This window comes from Streptomyces sp. NPDC057617, from assembly GCF_042800555.1.
In the GTDB taxonomy this organism is placed as follows: domain Bacteria; phylum Actinomycetota; class Actinomycetes; order Streptomycetales; family Streptomycetaceae; genus Streptomyces.
Map to the genome: position 1 here is coordinate 217,475 of NZ_JBHVGV010000011.1, position 19,431 is coordinate 236,905.

Genomic DNA, 19,431 nt, shown 5'->3' on the forward strand with positions numbered 1-19,431 from the left:
CCTCCACATATATGAACGACGTTCAGGTGTGCGTTTGAAGGTGAGCATGACATGCCCGATCGGCTACAGGGAAGAGTCGTGCCACGACTCAGGCGGTCTCAACCCGGTCTCAACCGGTCTCAACCTGCCTCAGACCGACGGCCCCCGGGTCAGATGCTCGAACGCGTCCAGATTCCGCGTCGACTCGCCCCGCGACACCCGCCACGCGTACTCCTTGCGGATCGCGCTCGCGAACCCCAGCTCCAGCAGGGTGTTGAACGAACCGTCCGCCGCCTCCAGCACCGACCCCAGCAGCCGGTCGATCTCGTCCTCGGTGACAGCGGCCAGCGGGAGTTTGCCGGTGAGGTAGATGTCGCCGAGGCGGTCGACCGCGTAACTCACCCCGTACAGCTTGAGGTTGCGCTCCAGGAGCCAGCGGTGCACGGCCTCGGCGTTCTCGTCGGGGCGGCGGACCACAAAGGCGTTGAGGGAGAGCGCGTGCCGGCCGACCAGCAGCGAGCAGGTGGTGGAGAGCTTGCGGGTGCCGGGGAGGGTGACGACGTACGAGCCGGGGCGCGGGCTCTCCCACGCCAGCTCGGCGGAGTCCAGGGCCTGTTCGACGACCAGCGCAACCTGCACGGCGCGCTCGGCGGACGCCTCCTGCGCCTGCGCGCTCCCCGCCCGCTGTCCAGCCCCGGCCCCCTGTACGTCAGCCATGGTGCGAGCGTACGTGACGGCGGTGATCGTGCAGCGCCGCCATGTACACCTCCGCCGTCGCCGCGGCCGCCGTGTCCCAGCCGAAGGACTTGGCGTGGTGGGAGGCCGCCGCGCCCATCCGGTCGACCAGTTCCGGGTGGTCGACGAACTCGCGCAGCACCCGCGCGTACGCCTCCGGATCGTGCCCGGCGACCAGAAAGCCCGTCTCCCCGTCCCGTACCGCCACCGGCAGACCGCCCACCGCCGCGGCCACCACCGGGGTGCCCGCCGCCTGGGCCTCTATCGCGACAAGGCCGAAGGACTCGCTGTACGAGGGCATGACCAGTACGGACGCCGCCCGGAACCAGTCCGCGAGCCGGTCCTGCCCCACCGGCGGCCGGAACCGCACCACATCCGCGATCCCCAGCCGCGCGGCGAGTTTCTGGAGGCCCTCCGGCTTTGCCAGCCCCGTACCGCTCGGACCGCCCACCACCGGTACGACCAGCCTCCTGCGGAGCGCGGGATCCTGGTCGAGCAGGACGGCCACCGCGCGCAGCAGCACATCAGGGGCCTTGAGCGGTTGGATACGGCCCGCGAAGAGCGGAATGAAGGCGTCCGGCGGCAGACCCAGCCGGGCGCGGGCGGCGGCGCGGCCGTCGCCGGGACAGAAACGGTCCAGGTTCACGCCGGGGTGCACGACGGCGGCCTTGGCCGGCTCGGCCTCGTAGAAACGGACGAGTTCGCCGGCCTCCTCCGCCGTATTGGCGATGAGGCGGTCGGCGGCCCGTACGACCTGTGTCTCGCCGATGACACGGGCCGCGGGCTCGGGCCGGTCGCCCTCGGCGAGCGCGGCGTTCTTGACCTTGGCCATGGTGTGCATGGCGTGGACGAGGGGGACGCCCCAGCGCTCGGAGGCGAGCCAGCCGACGTGGCCGGACAGCCAGTAGTGGGAGTGGACGAGGTCGTAGTGGCCGGGGCGGTGGCCGGCCCAGGCCTGCATCACGCCATGGGTGAAGGCGCAGAGCTGGGCGGGCAGGTCCTCCTTGGCGAGGCCTTCGTACGGGCCGGCGTCGACATGCCGTACGAGCACTCCGGGGGCCAGTTCCACGGCGGGGTCGAGGCCGCCGGTGGTGGCGCGGGTGAAGATCTCGACCTCGATGTCGATGGCGGCGAGACGTTTCGCCAGCTCGACGATATAGACGTTCATGCCGCCCGCGTCGCCGGTGCCCGGCTGATGCAGGGGCGAGGTGTGGACGCTGAGCATGGCGATGCGGCGGGGCCGGCGGGGCTGGCCGGGGAGCCGGAGCCGGGACGGACGGGCCGGTCCTGGTCGAGCCGGTCCTGCGAACGTGCCGGCGATACGGGACACGTACTGGCTCACGTCTACGGCCTCTCGCTCGGGGAGCCGCTCGGCACGCGGCCTCGGGGCACGGCAAAGAGAGGGTCTGCTCGGCCCTCCAAGGGCCGTCAACAGCGGGGCGGGCTCCTTCATTTCCACTTTCGCCGCCACTTTGCCAATTCATTACTATGGGTGGCTCAACCTTCGCGGGGTTGACGGGTGCGTCCCACATGAACACGGGTGCTGAACACGGGTGCGTCCCACATGAACATCGCTGTCGGTGCGTGTCGCTACGCTCGTTCCATGGTGCCTCCGGTGTCCCCGCCCCGCTCGTCCCGCCCGGTGGGCACCGTCCGTCCGGCAGGCACTGTCCGCCCGGTGGGCACCGTGACGCGGGGCACCACGCACCAGAACCGGCTGCGCCGTATGGACCGCTGGATCACCGCCGTGCACGGAGCCGCGCTGCGCCGGTCCGCGGCCGTGCCGGTTGTGGTGGATCTGGGGTACGGAGCGGCCCCCTGGACCGCGGTCGAGCTGCTCCTGCGGCTGCGTACGGCCGACCCTCGTACCGAGGTCGTCGGGATCGAGATCGAACCGGCGCGGGTCGCCGCCGCGCTTCCGTACGAGCGCGAGGGGCTCCGTTTCCGGCACGGCGGCTTCGAGATCCCGCTGGACGGGGGTGTACGGCCGGTGCTGGTACGGGCGGCCAATGTGCTGCGGCAGTACGAGGAGGGCGAGGTCGCCGCGGTCTGGGCGCGGCTGTGCGCGCGGCTGGCGCCGGGCGGGCTGCTGGTGGAGGGGACGTGCGACGAGATCGGGCGGCGGCACGTCTGGGTGGCGCTCGGGCCCGAGGGGCCGCGGACGGTGACGTTCGCGGCGCGGCTCGGTTCGCTGGGCCGTCCGTCGGATCTGGCGGAGCGGCTGCCCAAGGCGCTGATCCACCGGAATGTGCCGGGCGAGCCGGTCCACGCGTTTCTGCGCGACTTCGACCGGGCGTGGGCGGCGGCGGCTCCGTACGGTTCGCTGGGCGCGCGGCAGCGGTGGGTCAGGGCGGTACGGGACCTGGCGGCCGACTGGCCGCTGACGGACGACGCGCGCCGGTGGCGGCAGGGCGAGGTGACGGTGAAGTGGGGGGCGCTGGCGCCGGGTTCGGGTACGGGCAGGGGTACAGGCACAGGTACTACGGGTACGGGCGGGGATACGGGTACGGGTACGGGCGGGGCGTGACCGGCGGCGCAGGCCGGCCGGCGCCGGGCCTCAACGGGCGCGAGGTCTCAACGGGCGCGAGGTCTCAACGGGCGCGAGGTCAACCGTATGTGACCACGGGAACACCAGCGGGTGCCCGTTCGTCCACGGTGTGGTGAATGAGTCCTGTGAGGTGCAGGACCCCTCTGTCCCTTTGCTGGAGGACATGACACGATCGCGACGGACGACAGCAGTTGCTGGCGGTATGTCAGTTGGGTCCTGTAGATCCTGTTCGGCCGATGAAGGCGCGTTTCAGACCGGTTCGAGCCCAGCGGGTGGGCCTGGCCGGCTCGGAGGGGGAGCTTGTGAACCGACGTCGCAGTGCCGCTGCCGCGATCACCGTGGTGTGCGCCCTGGCCGTCCTGGCGTCGCCGGATCTGCTCAACCGCGCGTACGCGGCACCGATGCCGCCCCCCGCGCCGGTGGTTCCGCTGGCCGCGCCCGCGGTGCTCGGCGCACCGGCCGCGCCGTCGCCGCCCGCCGTCCCCCCGCCCCCGGTCGAACTCCCGCCGGGCGCCTCCTCGGTGACCAAGGACGGCAAGTCCCTGGACGACGTACGCAAAGAGATAGACCTCCTCTACCAGAAGGCCGCGTCCGCCACCGACGCGTACAACCTCGCCGACGAGCAGGCCAAGAAGCAGTCGGCCGAGGTCGTCGGGCTGGCGGAGGACCTCGTACAGGGCCAGTTGCGGATCGACGCGCTCAAGGACCAGGCGGGCGCGGCGGCCCGCGCGCAGTACCGCGGCGGCGGGCTGCCGCCCGAGGCGCAGCTCATCCTCACCGACGATCCGCAGCTCTTCCTCGACGGCGTCGGGCGAATACAGCAGGGCCAGAAGGCCACCAAGGATCTCATCGCCGAACTGACCCAGGCGCAGGAGGACTTGAAGACCTATACGGCGGACGCCAGCACCCAGTGGCAGGAGCTGGAGGCCAGCCGCGTCAAGAAGGAGCGGGCGAAGAAGGAGATCACCCGGCAGATCGCCGCCGCCAAGAAGCTCGAATCGAGCCTGGAGAAGGAGGAGCGGGCGCGGCTGGCACAACTGGAGGCCGACGCGGCGTTCCGGGCGCAGTCGGCGTGGCTCGGCTCGGGCGCGCTCACGGACATCAACCGCGCGGCGAGCGCGCCGGGCAAGAAGGCGATCACGTTCGCGACGGGCCAGATAGGCAAGCCGTACGTCTGGGGCGCCGAGGGCCCGTCCTCGTACGACTGCTCAGGGCTGACCTCCCAGGCATGGGCGGCGGCGGGCCGGCTCATCCCGCGTACGTCGCAGGAGCAGTGGCGGCTGCTGCCGAAGGTCGCGGTCAAGGACATGCGCCCGGGCGACCTGGTCATCTATTTCCAGGACGCGAGCCATGTGGGGATGTACATCGGGGACGGCGCGATCGTGCACGCGCCGAGGCCGGGTCGGAATGTGACGCTGGCGGGCGCGGGTTCGATGCCGATCCTCGGGGTCGTACGGCCGGACAAGTAACGACGCTGATCTTCGACGTCGTACGGCCGGACAAGTAGCCCGACACAGAGCACCATTGAATAAGCCGGGCAATACGGCCCACGTTGGGCCATACCGCACGCCCACCCGGTCCGGCATGTGATGCGCACAGCACCCACACAGCGCTCCACATCAGACTCACATGTGATGCAGGGCCAGTTCACGGACTTACCCCGCAGGCTCCACGTGTGACGTTGCACATGTCCAAAGTCCATAAAGGCCATGCCCGTACCCGTACGTGATGTATGTCATGGCCACCGATGCCCGAATCGCGCGGGATGCGATATGGCCAGCGGCATATGACGGTGGCTCTTCGCCAAAAGGCCATTCCGCTGGGGCGGGCGCTACCGCTATGGTCCCCGTCTGGTGGATCGTCGATCGTCGTTCCACCGCGCCCTCGGGGGGAGGGAAGGAAACCCATACCGATGCCGGCATCTGTACCCGTACCCGTACCGAGGCAGCGCACAGGTTCGAACGGTCCGACCGAGGAGACCGTGGGGAACCGGCCGGCGCCCGTGGAGAGCCAGGCCGCGACCATGGAGGACCAGACCGCCACCGCCGGGAACCACCGTGCCGAGAGCCGCGCTGAGAGCCGTGCCGAGGACCGCGCCGAGGACCGGTCCGCGGCGGAGACCGCCAAGGGCGGCGATCTCATGCTGCTGGTGATCGACGACGACCCGGCGGGCTCCTTCACCGCGCCGGAGCTGCCGGAGGGGGCCGGCACCCGCGTCCGTATCCGTACGGCCCGCAATCTCACCGAGGCGGAGCGGCTGCTCACGGACGACATCCACTGCATCCTCGTGGATCTCGCGCTGCCCGGGCAGAGCGACGGCGACGATCTGGCCCCGCTCAGGCGCGTACTGCGGCTGGCGCCCCGGCATGCCGTGCTCGCGCTGGCGGCGGAGGGCGATGTCGAGCGGGCGGCAGCGGCGGTACGGGTCGGGGCGCAGGACTATCTCTTCCGGCACGAGCTGGACGGGCGGCTGCTGAGCCGGGCCATCCGCTACGCGGTCGAGCGCAAGCGCGCGGACATCGCGCAGCGCCAGCTCACCGAGTCCACGCTGCGCGCGGAGGAGAACGCCCGGCTGGAGCGCGGTCTGCTGCCCACTCCCCTGCTCCAGGGCTCGGACCTGAGCTTCGCGGCCCACTACCGGCCGGGCCGGTCGCGGGCGCTGCTGGGCGGGGACTTCTACGACACGGTCCGTACGCCGGACGGCACGGTCCACGCGATGATCGGCGATGTCTGCGGGCACGGCCCGGACGAGGCGGCGCTCGGCGTGGAGCTGCGGATCGCCTGGCGCGCGCTGACGCTGGCGGGGCTCAGCGGGGACCGGCTGCTCTCCACGCTCCAGCAGGTGCTGGAGCACGAGCGGGAGAGCGAGGAGATCTTCGCGACGCTCTGTACGGTCGACATCACCCCGGACGGCCACCGGGCCGGACTGTGCCTGGCCGGCCACCCCTCACCGCTGGTCGCCCGGCACGGACGGGCGGCGCAGCTCCTGCCGTACGAGGAGGGCGGCCCGGCCCTGGGCCTCCTCCCGCGCGCCCGCTGGCCGCGCAGACAGGTGGAGCTGGGCCCGGCGTGGAACCTGATGATGTACACGGACGGCCTGATCGAGGGCCGGGTGGGACCGGGGGCCACGCAGCGGCTCGGCCAGGAGGGCATGGTCGAGATGATCAACAGCCAGCTCGCCCGGGGCCTGAGGGGCGACGACCTGCTGGAGGCGGCGGTGACACAGGTGAGGGAGCTGAACGGCGGGGAGCTGACGGACGATGTGGCGGTGCTGCTGCTGGGGCGGGGCGGCGACGCGTAGGCCTTTGGCTTTCGGGGCTTTTGGCTTCAGCGTCCGCGGTTGTACGGCCCGGCCTCAGCGTCCGCCGTTGTACGGACCGTAGGGGCCGTCGCTGCTGGAGCCGCCGCGGCGTCCGCCGCCACCGGAGATCTGGTGGATGGCGGGCCGTACGTCGACCATGAAGACGATCGTGGCGACGAGCCCGGCGATCTGCAGGAACAGCATCGGCACAAGGAGGTTCACGGCGACCGTGATCCCCAGAATGATCAGCCAGAACTTCTTGGTCTGCTTGTCGGCGGCGCGATAGGCGTCCTCGCGGGCCGTCGCGGAGAGGAACAGCGCGACGACGGCGAGGACGAGCATCGCCAGATTGAGCAGCCAGAGAAATGTGCCGAATCCCGAGAGCAACATGCTGACACCACCTGCCTGGTGAGTGGGTGACCCTGAAGAGGGAAGGAAACGCCGGTCGGTCGGCCCGTACGCCAAGGTACCCGGATAACGCCCGGAACACCGGGGAGGTGCCCGGGCCGTTACTTTCGGGGGCGGCCGGTGGGCGGCGGCTGGCTTGGTGGCCGGCTCGGCGGCCGACTCGGCCTCGGCGGTCGGCTCGGCGTACGGGGTCCGGCCACCGACGCCGGGCGCCCGGCGGTGGCCAGGCCCGGCCCCGGCTGCTCAGCCCCGGCTTCGGCTTCGGCTGCACAGCCCCGGCCGGGCCGGCCGGTGCCCGGCCCGGCTGCTCGGCTACTTGACTACTTGGCCGCTCGGCTACTTGGCGGAGGGCGGGGGCGTCTTCTTCGCCGTCGTCTTGCGCGGGGGGACGGTGGTGGTCTTCTTGGCTGCGGCGGCCGGCTTGGCCGCGGCCTTCGGCTCGCTCTTGGGAGCGGGCTTGGCGGCAGGCTTGGCGCCGGTCGCGGGCTTCGCGGCGGTCGCCGCGGACTTGGGCTGCGCCTTCGGCTGCGTCCTGGACTCGGTGCTGGTCCCGGTCCTGGACTCACCCTTCGGCTCGCTCTTCCGCGCCGCGGGCCGGGGCTCGACGGCGACGGCGATCTCGTTGATCTGCTCCGCGCTCTCGCCGCGCCAGGTCCGTACGGTCTGCTCGCCGCGCTCGGCGACCTTCTCGTACGTCTCCCGCGCCCTGACCGCGTACTCCGCGGCCCTGCCCAGGCTCCGCATCGCCAGGTCCTGCGCGCTCTCGCCCAGCTTCTTCAGATCGGTGTCCAGCGACCCGATCACCTCGCTGACCTTGGCCTGAACGGTCGCCTGGGCCTCCTTGGCCTGGATGGTGACCTTCTGCTGGACGGCCTTGGGGTCGGAGTTACGTACGGCCTCCAGCCGCTCCGGGGCCTCGGCCCGCAACTGCTCGATCAGGCCGGGCACCTTCCTGGCCTTCTCGACGGCGATGTCGGCGGTGCCGGCCGCGAAGTAGAGGGGGGTCGGGTCGGTGAGGGTCTTGCGCAGGTCATCCACGATGGCCATGACTGGTGTCCTCCCGGATCAGTTCAGTGTGAGGGTGGTGTGGCGGCACTGCCGCCTGTGGCGCCGGAACCGTCGTCGAAGAGGCCCTCGAAGCCCCCGCCCCCGCCGCCCGCCGCACCGGCCGCGCGCCCGGGGACATCCGTGACTTCAACGGCTTCGACGGCCTCGGCTGCTTCGGCGCCGCCGAGGGCTTCCGTGCCGGCCGCGTTCGCCGTACGTCCGGAACTCCGCGCCGTCGCGGCGTTCGCAGTGCTACCCGTGCTGTCTGTTCTCTCGGCGCCGGTGCTCTCCGTAACGGAACTCTCCGCGTCGGAACTCTCCACGTCGAGCGCGTTCTCCTTGCGGAACGACTCGTAGATCTGGAGCAGCACCTGCTTCTGCCGCTCGTTTATCGAGGGGTCGGCGAGGATGACGGCCCGCGTCTCCAGCTCGTCCCGCCCCCGCTCGTCCAACATCCCGGCCTGCACATACAGCGTCTCCGCGGAGATCCGCAGCGCCTTGGCGAGCTGCTGCAGAATGTCCGCACTCGGCTTCCGCAGCCCGCGCTCGATCTGGCTCAGATACGGATTCGACACCCCGGCGGCATCGGCGAGCTGCCGCAACGACAACTGCGCGTTACGCCGCTGCTCGCGCAGGTATCCACCGAGATTGCCGACATTGAGTGATGCCATGCCTCCATACTGCCCCCACCCCGCTAACTATTGCAAGCGCCCGCTTGCAATAGTGTCCCCCGTCCGGATGACGCAGCACGTCGGACGCCGCGCGGCACGTGGCATGCGGCACGTGCCACGTGGCCCAACCGGTCAGGAATGGAGAAGCGCCGGGTCCGAGGCGCGCCTAGCGTGACCGCCATGGACGGTCCGGTGTGGACAGACCCCGGCCGGACCCGCGACTTCACCGGACCCACGACTTCAGGAGTGACCATGACCAGCTCTTCCACCCAGGGGATCAAGACCGTGCTGCACCCCGTGTCCGACCTGGCGGCGGCCAAGGCCGTGTACGCCGCGCTGCTCGGTGTGACGCCGGTGGCCGATGAGTCCTACTACGTCGGCTTCGAGGCCGCGGGCCAGCACATCGGGCTGGTGCCGGGCGGCGGGCAGCAGGGCATGACCTCGCCGGTGGCCTACTGGCACGTACCGGACATCGAGGCGAAGCTGGCCGAGGTGACGGCGGCGGGTGCCACCGTGAAGGAGCCCGCGCACGATGTCGGCGGCGGGCGTCTGGTGGCCACCTTCACCGACCCCGACGGCAATGTCCTCGGGCTGCTTCAGGACCGGTGACCGCCGCCGGCTGCCGGCCGCCGCTCTCGCGCTCTCCTCGTGCTCGCTCGTACTCTCCTCGTACTCTCGAAGCCGGCCGGATCCAGCCACGCGACGCCGACGGGGAGCGCGAAGGCAGCCCCGCAGCCCCGCCCAGCGGACAGATACAGATACAGATGGAGACACGATGAGCACAGCCACGCGGACGGACACGCAGTCGCCTGCGCCGCACGTCGCCGACAGCCACGATCTGATCCGCGTGCAGGGTGCGCGCGAGAACAACCTCAAGGACGTCAGCATCGAGATCCCGAAGCGCCGGCTGACGGTGTTCACCGGCGTCTCCGGCTCGGGCAAGAGTTCGCTGGTGTTCGGCACGATCGCCGCGGAGTCGCAGCGCCTGATCAACGAGACGTACAGCGCCTTCGTACAGGGCTTCATGCCGACGCTGGCGCGGCCCGAGGTCGACGTACTCGAAGGTCTGACGACCGCGATCATCGTCGATCAGCAGCGGATGGGTGCCGATCCCCGTTCCACGGTCGGCACCGCCACCGACGCCAACGCGATGCTGCGCATCCTCTTCAGCCGGCTCGGGCAGCCGCACATCGGCTCGCCCAAGGCGTTCTCGTTCAATGTCGCCTCGATCAGCGGATCGGGCGCGGTCACGGTCGAGCGCGCCGGACAGACCGTGAAGGAGCGGCGCAGCTTCAGCATCACCGGTGGCATGTGTCCGCGCTGCGAGGGCCGGGGCTCGGTCACCGACATCGATCTGTCCCAGCTCTTCGACGACAGCAAGTCGCTCAACGAGGACGCGCTCACGATCCCCGGGTACAAGGCGGGCGGCTGGAACTACCGGCTCTACAGCGAGTCGGGCTTCTTCGACCCGGACAAGCCGATCCGTACGTACACGAAGCAGGAGCTGTACGACTTCCTCCACCGCGAGCCGACCAGGATGAAGATCGCGGGCATCAACATGACGTACGAGGGGCTGGTCCCGCGGATCCAGAAGTCGATGCTCGCCAAGGACCGGGAGGCGATGCAGCCGCACATCCGGGCGTTCGTGGACCGGGCGGTGACGTTCACCTCCTGTCCCGAGTGCGGCGGGACTCGGCTCAGTGAGACGGCCCGGTCGTCGCGGATCGGCGGGGTCAACATCGCCGACGCCTGCGCGATGCAGATCAGCGATCTGGCCGGGTGGGTGCGGGGGCTGGACGAACCGTCCGTCGCACCGCTGCTGGCGGCGCTGGGGCACACGCTCGACTCGTTCGTCGAGATCGGGCTCGGCTATCTGTCGCTCGACCGCCCGTCGGGCACACTGTCGGGCGGCGAGGCGCAGCGCGTCAAGATGATCCGCCATCTCGGCTCCTCGCTCACCGACACGACGTACGTCTTCGACGAGCCCACGGTGGGCCTGCACCCCCATGACATCCAGCGGATGAACAGCCTGCTGCTGCGGCTGCGGGACAAGGGCAACACGGTGCTCGTCGTGGAGCACAAGCCGGAGACGATCGTGATCGCCGACCATGTCGTCGATCTCGGCCCCGGCGCCGGTATGGGAGGAGGCACCGTCTGCTTCGAGGGCACCGTCGAGGGGCTGCGGGCCGCCGGCACCATCACGGGCCGCCACTTCGACGACCGGGCCACCCTCAAGGAGACGGTACGGAAGCCCACCGGCGCGCTGGAGATACGCGGCGCGACGGCGCACAACCTGCGGAACGTCGATGTCGACATCCCGCTCGGGGTGCTGTGCGTGGTCACCGGGGTCGCGGGCTCCGGCAAGAGTTCGCTCGTGCACGGATCGATCCCTGCTGGTGAGGGTGTGGTGTCGGTCGACCAGGGCGCGATCCGCGGCTCGCGGCGGAGCAACCCGGCGACGTACACCGGACTGCTCGAACCGATCCGTAAGGCGTTCGCGAAGGCCAACGGCGTGAAGCCGGCGCTGTTCAGCGCCAACTCCGAGGGCGCCTGCCCGAACTGCAACGGCGCCGGCGTCGTCTACACCGACCTGGCGATGATGGCCGGTGTCGCCACGACCTGCGAGGAGTGCGAGGGGAAGCGGTTCGAGGCATCGGTGCTCGACCACCACCTCGGCGGCCGCGACATCAGCGAGGTGCTCGCGATGTCGGTGACCGAGGCCGAGGAGTTCTTCGGCGCGGGCGAGGCGAGCACGCCGGCCGCGCACCGCATCCTCGGCCGGCTCGCCGACGTCGGGCTCGGCTATCTCAGCCTCGGCCAGCCGCTCACCACGCTGTCCGGCGGCGAGCGGCAGCGGCTCAAGCTGGCCACGCACATGGCGGAGAAGGCCGGCGTCTACGTACTCGACGAGCCGACCACCGGTCTGCATCTCGCCGACGTCGAGCAGTTGCTCGGCCTGCTCGACCGGCTCGTCGACTCCGGCAAGTCGGTCATCGTCGTCGAGCACCACCAGGCGGTCATGGCGCACGCCGACTGGATCATCGACCTCGGCCCGGGCGCGGGCCACGACGGCGGCCGGATCGTCTTCGAGGGCACCCCCGCCGATCTGGTCGCGGCACGCTCCACGCTCACGGGGGAGCACCTTGCGGCGTACGTCGGTACGACCGGTACCTGAGCGGTGGGTTTGCGGGTTCGCGGGTTCGCGGACTCGTGGGTTCGCGGGCTCGCGCACTCGCGGACCGATCGCTACGGGTGCCGGCTCAGGCGTCGAGTGCCCTGGCCGAGTGCCATGGCCATGGCGCTGAGGTCGCCAGCTCCGTGAGCCGGCACCTACCCGGCATCCGAACGTATGCACGTCTAAGCCTTTCCTTATATAAGCGAGTGATGGCATAGTCGCTACGTGCACGCCTTCGACGTTCTGGGAGATCCGGTCAGGCGCCGGATATTGGAGTTGCTCGCGTCCGGCGAGCAGGCGTCGGGCGAGATCAGCGCCGTGATCCGGAACGAGTTCGGAATCTCTCAGCCCGCTGTGTCGCAGCACCTTCGGGTACTGCGGGAGGCCGGCTTCGCGTCCGTACGAGCGGAGGGGACCCGGCGGTTGTACGCGGTCGAGGCCGCGCCGCTGCGCGAGGTGGACGCGTGGCTGGAGAGGTTCCGGGGGTTCTGGGAACAACGGCTCGACGCACTGGGGACGGAGCTCGCACGAGGAAAGCGCGAGCGCAGGCTGAGGGAGGACGAGAACGGCAATGAGGAACGGCAATGAGTGAGATCGTCGACGAGATCAACCGTCTGCACCGCGAGGTCGGCGCACGACAGGTGAAGGCGGGCGAGGCCCGTACGGTGCTGTTGCGGCGTACGTACGACGCCGAGGTCGCCGACGTATGGAACGCGGTGACCTCGTCCGAGCGACTCGGGCGGTGGTTCATGCCGGTCAGCGGTGAGCTGAAGCTCGGCGGCCGATACCAGCTGGAGGGCAACGCCGGCGGCGAGATCCTGGAGTGCGTGGAGCCGACGCGGCTGCGCGTGAGCTGGCTGATGGGCCCGGATCCGGGCTTCAGCGAGGTCGAGGTACGGCTCGCGCCGGAGGGCGACGGACGCACGGTGTTCGAGCTGGAGCACGTGGCCGTGGTACCGGACGAGTTCTGGGGCCAGTTCGGACCAGGAGCGGTCGGCGTCGGCTGGGACATGATGTTCTTCGGGCTCAGGAAGCACCTCGCGGGCGGCGAAATCACCAAGGAGGACGCCGCGACCTGGCACACGACGCCCGAGGGGAAGGAATTCATCACGCGCTGGGGCGAGGCCTGGGGCGCCGCGTACACCGCCTCCGGCGCGGACGCGGAGGCCGTAGCGGCGACGACGGCGGCCACGATCGGGTTCTACACGGGAACGTAGCCGGGGGGCGGACTGCCAGGCCGACCGGTCGGCACCAACCCGAGTGACGGCAGGCATGGCGGCGGCCTGGCGTTTAGCGCATGACCTCCCTGGACGTCGGCGCCGACGAGCACGCCGTCGTATCCGTACGTACCGTCCCGCTGCCAGGACGACCACGGCCCAGCGCGCGGCGATGGCAGATCAGGTTCCGGTCGGTCCGGGTCGGTACGGGGCAGTCCGCGTCGATCCGCCGGAGAAAACCGATGGAGGACCGGCGGGCTCCGTGCTGAGATGGCGCGATGCGGCATGATGCGTCGGTGGTCGTGGACCGGGGGCGGTACCAGGATGCGGGGACGCCCTGGGAGCAAGAGGCCTGGCGAGACGCGGCTCTTGGCTGGGCCGAGCGCGGACTCGCCGCTCACGGTCTGCGCGAGACAGGGCAACGGAGCGTCCGGCTGCGCCCGTGGTCCGTCCTCGTGCGTATGCCCGTGGAAGGTCACAGCGCCGTCTGGTTCAAGGCCAATCCGCCCGCCAGCGCCTTCGAGGCGGCGCTCACCTCCGCACTCGCGCACTGGGTGCCCGAGCACGTACTGCAACCGCTCGCCGTCGACGTCGACCACGGCTGGTCGCTGCTCCCCGACGGCGGTGATCTCTTCAGGGACGTACTCAACCGTGGCCCCGCCGATCCCCGTGCGTGGGAAGAGCCGCTGCGCCAGTACGCGGGAATGCAGCTCGCGCTCGTTCCGTACGCCGAGGAGATCGAACGGCTCGGTGTCCCCGGCACACGGACGACTGCGCTTCCCGGCGTCTTCGACCAAGTCGTCGCCAAGGTCGTCGCCCAGCCTGTCGCCACGCCCGTCGCCCGGCCTGTCGCCGAGGTCGTCGGTCGGACCGTCGGCCAGGCCACCGCCGAGAATTCCGTACTGCGGCCGGACGATCTCACAAGGCTGCGCGAACTCCGGCCACGCCTGGTGGACTGGTGCGCGGAGCTTGCCGACATGGGCATCGCGGACTCGCTCGATCACGCCGACCTGCACGACGGTCAGTTCTTCAACCCTGAACCGGGCCGGTTCACGTTCTTCGACTGGGGCGACGCCGCCGTCTCCCATCCCTTCTGCAGCTTCCTCGTCCCTGCCCGCAGAGCGCGCGAACTGTACGGTCCCGAAGTGCTGCCCCGGCTGCGCGACGCCTACCTGGAACCCTGGACGGGAGACGGCCGTACGACAGCGGAACTACGCCGCGCGGTGACCCTGGCAGGGCGACTCGGCGCGATCGGCCGCGCGGGTTCCTGGGGCCGCCTCTTCCCCAGGGCGTCCGACGCCGCGGACGCCACAAAGACCACAGGTGCCGCGGAAAGCGCCAAGTGGCTGCTGGAACTCTTCAGCGAGCCACCGATCTAGCCCCGCCCATGCGCGAGGTGCGCGAGCGGATGGCGTACGCGCGGCGGACCGGGGAACCCGTCCGCCCGGGACCTCGTGCGCGTCGAACTGCCCTGACCGGCGCTCCGGACCGCGACTAGCCTGCGCGCAGCCACTTCGCGAGTGCGGCGAAGTCCGTGTCGGTGAGGCCCTGTCGGGGATCGACGCGGTGGAGAAGCGCTCGACCCTGGTGGCGTGCGGTCACCCAGGCGCGGTCCGTGTCGGTGATCTCGTCGTCCACCCAGACGAAGGGGCGCCCGTCCGCCCGGTCGAGGAGGGGTCGGGTCTTCCAGTGGAGGCCGGCTCGCTCGTCCTCGTCGGAGGGGTCCGGCCAAGACACCACGGGCAGTTCGGGCAGGCCGAGCCAGGGGGCAACGGCGTCGTTCGCGTCGCCCATCCATGTGGTGGCCCAAACCAGATCGCACGGCAGTGCCATCAGCCGGGGCCCGAAATCGGGATTGATCCTCGCCAGCAGCGGATTCGCGTCCGCCGCCGCGGCCCCGGCGCTCGTCCGGTAGGTCGGATACCCGTCCGGTCGTTCCCGCGGTGTCGCCCCGAACGGGATGAGCGGTCCGTCGACATCAAGGAAGAGGAGCGGGCGCTGCGCGGAAGCGGAGGCGGAGGCGGAGGCGGAAGCCGAGCCGGTCACCAGCGCACGATAGCGCGTACCACCCCATCACCCACGGTGGAGCGGGGGTACGCGGTCTCCTCCCTCCACCCGCCATGTTCAGATGTTTACAGCTCCTTGTCCCCTTGCCAGGTGACCGACGTCAGCGCGCCCAGGCCGCCATGTGCCAGTCCTTTGTAGGTCACTGTCCGCGCGGGGCCGAGTTCGTGTGCCGTCTGTTCCGCCAGCTCCGCTCCCTCCCGGAACAGCCGCTGCCACTCGGCGTCGTACTTGCCGTCCTCCCTGTCCCGCAGATCCAGGTTCAGCGTGGTGTTGATGCCCTCCGCCCAGGTGTACAGAGCGGCGACGAGGTCGGCGGACAGGGACAGGGAGGCGGCGGGATCATCCGGCAAGAAGTCCCCGAATCCCTCCGAGCGCAGCGGACCGAATCCGTACTCGCCCTCGACCGTGATGTCGAGCGGGTGCGGGGGCGTGCCGTGGGCGGCGCGCTCCCGGTGAAAGCGATCGCAGCCCCAGCACAGCCACTTCGCCGTCCCGTGGCCCTCGTCCCAGTAGTGCACCGTCCATGACGGCCCGAGATGCCTGGCAAGTCGCTGGGCGGTCGCCAGCCCCTGCTTGACGTGCTTGCGCAGGTCCGGGCGGGAGTCGAAGCCCTCTGGTGGGTGGGCGAGCGACCAGGCTCGCAGCGCGTCCGCCAGATCTGCCGGGAGGTTCAGCCCGGAATCGTCCAGCGGGATGTTACGGGTGAAGGCGCCGAGGTCCTCGAAGGCTCCGGGATCCTCCGGCTCGTACAGCGGGGACGGCTCGTCCCGGGGCCGTACGAGCACGTGCCGCAGTTCGTCGAAGGTCATACGGGATTTGCTCCGCTCACGGATCCGTTGTCGCCCACGCCAATGGTGACCTGCTGGATCTTGCCGTTGAAGACGACCTCGTAGATCGGCCTCCCGGTCCCCTGGGTGCCGACCCTCCTGCCTTCGCCAGGGCCTTCTTCACGAGGGCCGGGATGTCCGCCCCGTCCCGCCGAACCGTGGGCCCGGGAGTTATCCACAGGGCATTCCGCGGGTGCCTCCGCGTCATCCACAGGGCGCTCCCGGATCCGACAGGGGATGCGATGCTGAGCAGGTGAATCCAGAAGACCTCATCAGACTGCGCCGGGCGCGGGACACCATGGACCGCGAGTACGCGCGCCCCCTTGATGTCCCCGCGCTCGCCCGGGCTGCCTTGATGTCGCCCGGCCACTTCTCCCGGAGCTTCCGGGCCGCCTTCGGCGAGACGCCGTACAGCTATCTCATGACGCGCCGAATAGAGCGGGCGAAGGCACTGCTGCGCCGGGGCGATCTCACGGTGACGGAGGTCTGCTTCGCGGTCGGGTGTTCGTCGCTGGGGTCGTTCAGCTCACGCTTCACCGAGCTGGTCGGGGAGAGCCCGAGTGTGTACCGGGCGCGGAGCCATGAGCAGGGCGCCGGTATACCCGCGTGCTTCGCCATGATCCTCACGCGGCCGGTCAGAAACGGGGGGCCGGTCACGAATGGAGAAGCGAAACCGGCTATGGGCTCGTAGCGTGACGGACATGGACCTCAAGCTCTCCCACTGCTTCCTGACGGTGCACGACCATGAGAAGGCGCTCGCTTTCTACCGTGACGTCCTCGGCCTGACCGTACGGAACGACGTCTCGTTCGAGGGCATGCGCTGGGTCACGGTCACCCCGCCGTCACAGCCGGACATCGAGATCGTGCTCGAACCGCCGGGCGCGAGCCCGAACATCTCGAAGGACGACCGGCGGGCGCTCACGGACCTGATGGCCAAGGGTCTGCTGAGCAGGGCCGTGTTCGTGACCGACGACTGCGATGCGACGTTCGAGCACATCCGGGCGTCGGGAGCCGAGGTGATCCAGGAGCCGATAGATCAGCCGTACGGCGTACGGGACTGCGCCTTCCGCGATCCGTCCGGCAATCTGCTGCGCTTCAACCAGCCCAACAGGCAGCAGTAGCCGCCGACACGCGTAGCGGCCCTACCGGCCCGCCTCCCGCAGCGGTTCCGGTAGCGGTCGGCTGTGGACGATGTCCAGGCGCGACACCGCGCGGGTCAGCGCCACATACAGCCGGTGGGCGCCCTTCGCCTCCGCCTCCGCGATCGCGGCGGGCTCGGCCAGTACGACATGGTCGTACTCCAGGCCCTTCGCCTCCGTCGCCGCCAGCACCGTCACTGTCCCGCCCGTCCCGCCCGTCCCGCCCGTCACCCCACCGGCCGCCACGGCGATCTCGTCCGCCGTCGCCGTGGCGATACCGACCGCCCGGAGAGCCGTACGAAGGAGGTCCGTACCCGTGTCGGCCGCGATCACGCCGACCGATCCCTCGCGGGTGAGGGCTGCCCGTACCGCCTCGACCACTCCCGCAGCCAGCTCATCCGGCCCGGCCAGCCCGCGTACCTGACGGATCGTCAACTCGCCGTCCCGGCGCAGGGAACGGGCTGGTGGTACGTCGACATCCAGCGCCGTCAGCAGCCGGTTGGCGAGCGCCACCACGGCCCCCGGCACCCGGAAGCCGGTGGTCAGCGGGATCACGGGCGCCTCGGGCCGGCCCAGGTGGGCGAGGAGTACGGGCCAGGAGCGGGCGGCCCAGGGGGTGGTGCCCTGCGCGAGATCGCCCAGGACCGTCAGCGAACCGAACACCGCGCGCCGGGCGATCGCGCGGCACTCCATCGGCGAGAGGTCCTGGGCCTCGTCGACGACGACGTGTCCGTACCCCTCGGGGTGTTCGATCAGCCCGGCCAGTTCGTCCAGCAGCACCAGATCCGCCGCCGACCACGGCAGGGAGCGCGCCACCCGAGCGGACATCGGCCCGCGCCCGAGTCCACTCCCGAGTCCACTCCCACGCCCGCTCCCCTGCCCGCGCCCCCGCGCCGGCCGGTGGATCGCGCGCTGTTCCTCCGCCGTGAGGATGCCCTCGCACGCCTCCGCCGGATCGGCGAGCAGCCCCGCCAGCACTTCCTCGGGACGGGTCCTCGGCCAGACCGCGTCCAGATACTCCCGTACCGCCCGCGAGCCGCCGATCCGCCGCACCCAGTTCGCGGACTTCGGCCCGGCCCGCCGTTCCGCCTGGAGCTGTACGGCCCGTACGGTACGGCTGCGCACCCGCTCCCGGCCGACGGCGTACGGCGGCGCCTCGGCCCGTACCTCGTCGACGATCCGTACCAGCGTGCCGTGCCCGAGCCGCCAACTGTACGAACCATCCGCGTCCGGCACGGTCAGCGGTCCCGCGGGCGCCGCGACCCGCCCGTACAGCGCCCGGCGCAGCACCTCCGCCATCCGGGCGTCGTGCTTGACGACCGCCGCGGCCTCCGGGTCCTCCGTACGCACCGGATGGCGCGCGATCTCGTCCCCGACCGTCGACTGGCGCACCCCGGTCTCGCCGAGGGCGGGCAGCACCTCGGAGATGTACGAGAGGAAGGTGCGGTTGGGGCCGAGGATGAGCAGGCCGGCGCGCTGGATCCGCTGCGGGTAGGTGTAGAGGAGGTACGCGGCGCGGTGCAGGCCGACCGCGGTCTTGCCGGTGCCGGGGGCGCCCTGGACACAGAGGGACAGACCGAGTCCGGACCGTACGAGATCGTCCTGCTCGGGCTGGATGGTGGCCGCGATGTCGCGCATCGGGCCGACGCGGGGGCGCTCGATCTCACGGGTGAGGATCGCGCTGCCGGTACCACTACCGGCATCCTCCTGCGCACCCGCACCCGCACCCACGCCCGCACCCGTACCCACGCCCGTACCCGCGCCCCCACCCCCGCCCGGGGCCAGGTGCTCGTCCTCCAGGCCGGTCAGCTCGTCCTGCTTGCCGGTGCTCCGGGGCGCCCAGCCGAAGCGACGGCGTACGGCCACGCCTTGCGGATCGCGCGCGCTCGCCCGGTAGAAGGCGCGCGAGACGGGCGCACGCCAGTCGACCACCAGGGGCGGGGCGGCGGGATGCTCGGTGATCCGGCGGCGGCCGATGTGGTAGCTCTGGCCGCGGTGATCGCCGCCCTGGCCCGCGTCCTGACCGCCGCTCTGGTGACCGGGCGACTCGGCGAAGTCGAGGCGGCCGAAGAACAGCGGGCCGTCCGGCTCCTGCCCCAACTCCTTTGCGTAGCTGCGCAGATGGCGGCCGAGGACCTCGGCGTCCGCGCCGGAGGCAAAGGCGTTCTCACCGATGACGACCTGCTCCCGGGCGTCGTCCACCATGCCGGTCAGCGCGGCCCGGCAGGTCTCGTGGTAGGCGCGTTCCCGGTCGAGTTCACCGACGAGATCAACGGGGTCAAGGCCGGATTGCGGAGGGAGTGCCGTCATGGCGGCG

18 protein-coding genes are annotated in these 19,431 nt (G+C 70.7%); 10 read left to right on the top strand and 8 right to left on the bottom strand.

What is annotated here, in order from left to right; all coding sequences use genetic code 11:
- Window positions 1–129 precede the first annotated feature (129 nt).
- Entirely contained in the window at window positions 130–696 is a 567-nt protein-coding gene (locus ACFU9P_RS26410) for a YbjN domain-containing protein (protein WP_384085218.1), read from the bottom strand.
- Window positions 689–2,056, bottom strand: coding sequence for a D-inositol-3-phosphate glycosyltransferase (gene mshA / locus ACFU9P_RS26415; protein WP_384085221.1), 1,368 nt, complete (start codon window positions 2,054–2,056; stop codon window positions 689–691). The genes ACFU9P_RS26410 and mshA overlap by 8 nt, the downstream gene beginning before the upstream one ends.
- Window positions 2,057–2,440: 384 nt before the next feature.
- On the opposite strand from mshA, the gene ACFU9P_RS26420 reads away from it, so the two are divergent.
- From ACFU9P_RS26420 to ACFU9P_RS26430, 3 genes are all read left to right on the top strand, one after another.
- Window positions 2,441–3,241, top strand: a complete 801-nt coding sequence (locus tag ACFU9P_RS26420) for a class I SAM-dependent methyltransferase (RefSeq protein ID WP_384085433.1) — start codon at window positions 2,441–2,443, stop codon at window positions 3,239–3,241.
- 323 nt (window positions 3,242–3,564) lie between these two features.
- Window positions 3,565–4,731, top strand: a complete 1,167-nt coding sequence (locus tag ACFU9P_RS26425) for an NlpC/P60 family protein (protein ID WP_384085224.1) — start codon at window positions 3,565–3,567, stop codon at window positions 4,729–4,731.
- A 317-nt stretch (window positions 4,732–5,048) separates the two neighbouring features.
- Window positions 5,049–6,563 (top strand): PP2C family protein-serine/threonine phosphatase, encoded by a 1,515-nt coding sequence (locus tag ACFU9P_RS26430; RefSeq protein WP_384085227.1) that lies wholly within the window; start codon window positions 5,049–5,051, stop codon window positions 6,561–6,563.
- A gap of 54 nt (window positions 6,564–6,617) precedes the next feature.
- Here ACFU9P_RS26430 and ACFU9P_RS26435 read toward each other — a convergent pair whose 3' ends face one another.
- From ACFU9P_RS26435 to ACFU9P_RS26445, 3 genes are all read right to left on the bottom strand, one after another.
- A complete protein-coding gene (locus ACFU9P_RS26435; protein ID WP_384085231.1) occupies window positions 6,618–6,953 on the bottom strand; it encodes a DUF2516 family protein in 336 nt (111 codons plus the stop codon).
- Between the two features lie 354 nt (window positions 6,954–7,307).
- Entirely contained in the window at window positions 7,308–8,018 is a 711-nt protein-coding gene (locus tag ACFU9P_RS26440; RefSeq protein ID WP_384085234.1) for a hypothetical protein, read from the bottom strand.
- Between the two features lie 23 nt (window positions 8,019–8,041).
- Window positions 8,042–8,689 (bottom strand): helix-turn-helix domain-containing protein, encoded by a 648-nt coding sequence (locus ACFU9P_RS26445; RefSeq protein WP_384085237.1) that lies wholly within the window; start codon window positions 8,687–8,689, stop codon window positions 8,042–8,044.
- Window positions 8,690–8,941: 252 nt separating this feature from the next.
- On the opposite strand from ACFU9P_RS26445, the gene ACFU9P_RS26450 reads away from it, so the two are divergent.
- The 5 genes from ACFU9P_RS26450 to ACFU9P_RS26470 all read left to right on the top strand — a co-directional run bounded on the left by ACFU9P_RS26450 (window position 8,942) and on the right by ACFU9P_RS26470 (window position 14,460).
- Complete coding sequence (locus ACFU9P_RS26450) at window positions 8,942–9,298, top strand: VOC family protein (RefSeq protein ID WP_376385703.1); 357 nt, start codon at window positions 8,942–8,944, stop codon at window positions 9,296–9,298.
- A 166-nt stretch (window positions 9,299–9,464) separates the two neighbouring features.
- The gene (locus ACFU9P_RS26455; RefSeq protein WP_384085241.1) at window positions 9,465–11,864 is read left to right on the top strand and encodes an ATP-binding cassette domain-containing protein; all 2,400 of its coding nucleotides are present in this window, start codon (window positions 9,465–9,467) and stop codon (window positions 11,862–11,864) included.
- A gap of 225 nt (window positions 11,865–12,089) precedes the next feature.
- Entirely contained in the window at window positions 12,090–12,452 is a 363-nt protein-coding gene (locus ACFU9P_RS26460; protein ID WP_376385699.1) for an ArsR/SmtB family transcription factor, read from the top strand.
- The gene (locus tag ACFU9P_RS26465; RefSeq protein WP_384085244.1) at window positions 12,449–13,081 is read left to right on the top strand and encodes an SRPBCC family protein; all 633 of its coding nucleotides are present in this window, start codon (window positions 12,449–12,451) and stop codon (window positions 13,079–13,081) included. Before ACFU9P_RS26460 ends, ACFU9P_RS26465 begins: the two co-directional genes overlap by 4 nt.
- A gap of 278 nt (window positions 13,082–13,359) precedes the next feature.
- Window positions 13,360–14,460: an aminoglycoside phosphotransferase family protein gene (locus tag ACFU9P_RS26470; RefSeq protein ID WP_384085247.1), complete on the top strand. Its 1,101-nt coding sequence runs from the start codon at window positions 13,360–13,362 to the stop codon at window positions 14,458–14,460.
- 115 nt (window positions 14,461–14,575) lie between these two features.
- Here the strand turns inward: ACFU9P_RS26470 and ACFU9P_RS26475 are convergent, their stop codons facing one another.
- Window positions 14,576–15,127: an HAD domain-containing protein gene (locus ACFU9P_RS26475; protein ID WP_384085250.1), complete on the bottom strand. Its 552-nt coding sequence runs from the start codon at window positions 15,125–15,127 to the stop codon at window positions 14,576–14,578.
- Between the two features lie 86 nt (window positions 15,128–15,213).
- The gene (locus ACFU9P_RS26480) at window positions 15,214–15,957 is read right to left on the bottom strand and encodes a hypothetical protein (protein WP_384085253.1); all 744 of its coding nucleotides are present in this window, start codon (window positions 15,955–15,957) and stop codon (window positions 15,214–15,216) included.
- A gap of 271 nt (window positions 15,958–16,228) precedes the next feature.
- Between ACFU9P_RS26480 and ACFU9P_RS26485 the strand changes: the two genes are divergently transcribed.
- Together ACFU9P_RS26485 and ACFU9P_RS26490 are read left to right on the top strand one after the other, a co-directional pair.
- Window positions 16,229–16,666, top strand: coding sequence for a helix-turn-helix transcriptional regulator (locus tag ACFU9P_RS26485; RefSeq protein WP_384085256.1), 438 nt, complete (start codon window positions 16,229–16,231; stop codon window positions 16,664–16,666).
- 10 nt (window positions 16,667–16,676) lie between these two features.
- Window positions 16,677–17,096: a VOC family protein gene (locus ACFU9P_RS26490; RefSeq protein WP_376385688.1), complete on the top strand. Its 420-nt coding sequence runs from the start codon at window positions 16,677–16,679 to the stop codon at window positions 17,094–17,096.
- A gap of 21 nt (window positions 17,097–17,117) precedes the next feature.
- Here ACFU9P_RS26490 and ACFU9P_RS26495 read toward each other — a convergent pair whose 3' ends face one another.
- Complete coding sequence (locus tag ACFU9P_RS26495; protein ID WP_384085260.1) at window positions 17,118–19,424, bottom strand: HelD family protein; 2,307 nt, start codon at window positions 19,422–19,424, stop codon at window positions 17,118–17,120.
- Between the last annotated feature and the right edge of the window lie 7 nt (window positions 19,425–19,431).

What these genes read in the sequence shown, in the direction of transcription:
- ACFU9P_RS26410 (WP_384085218.1), bottom strand. Translation starts at nt 696, where the DNA reads ATGGCTGACGTACAGGGGGCCGGGGCTGGACAGCGGGCGGGGAGCGCG.
- ACFU9P_RS26420 (WP_384085433.1), top strand. Translation starts at nt 2,441, where the DNA reads ATGGACCGCTGGATCACCGCCGTGCACGGAGCCGCGCTGCGCCGGTCC.
- ACFU9P_RS26430 (WP_384085227.1), top strand. Translation starts at nt 5,049, where the DNA reads ATGACGGTGGCTCTTCGCCAAAAGGCCATTCCGCTGGGGCGGGCGCTA.
- ACFU9P_RS26435 (WP_384085231.1), bottom strand. Translation starts at nt 6,953, where the DNA reads ATGTTGCTCTCGGGATTCGGCACATTTCTCTGGCTGCTCAATCTGGCG.
- ACFU9P_RS26440 (WP_384085234.1), bottom strand. Translation starts at nt 8,018, where the DNA reads ATGGCCATCGTGGATGACCTGCGCAAGACCCTCACCGACCCGACCCCC.
- ACFU9P_RS26445 (WP_384085237.1), bottom strand. Translation starts at nt 8,689, where the DNA reads ATGGCATCACTCAATGTCGGCAATCTCGGTGGATACCTGCGCGAGCAG.
- ACFU9P_RS26450 (WP_376385703.1), top strand. Translation starts at nt 8,942, where the DNA reads ATGACCAGCTCTTCCACCCAGGGGATCAAGACCGTGCTGCACCCCGTG.
- ACFU9P_RS26455 (WP_384085241.1), top strand. Translation starts at nt 9,465, where the DNA reads ATGAGCACAGCCACGCGGACGGACACGCAGTCGCCTGCGCCGCACGTC.
- ACFU9P_RS26465 (WP_384085244.1), top strand. Translation starts at nt 12,449, where the DNA reads ATGAGTGAGATCGTCGACGAGATCAACCGTCTGCACCGCGAGGTCGGC.
- ACFU9P_RS26470 (WP_384085247.1), top strand. Translation starts at nt 13,360, where the DNA reads ATGCGGCATGATGCGTCGGTGGTCGTGGACCGGGGGCGGTACCAGGAT.
- ACFU9P_RS26480 (WP_384085253.1), bottom strand. Translation starts at nt 15,957, where the DNA reads ATGACCTTCGACGAACTGCGGCACGTGCTCGTACGGCCCCGGGACGAG.
- ACFU9P_RS26490 (WP_376385688.1), top strand. Translation starts at nt 16,677, where the DNA reads ATGGACCTCAAGCTCTCCCACTGCTTCCTGACGGTGCACGACCATGAG.
- ACFU9P_RS26495 (WP_384085260.1), bottom strand. Translation starts at nt 19,424, where the DNA reads ATGACGGCACTCCCTCCGCAATCCGGCCTTGACCCCGTTGATCTCGTC.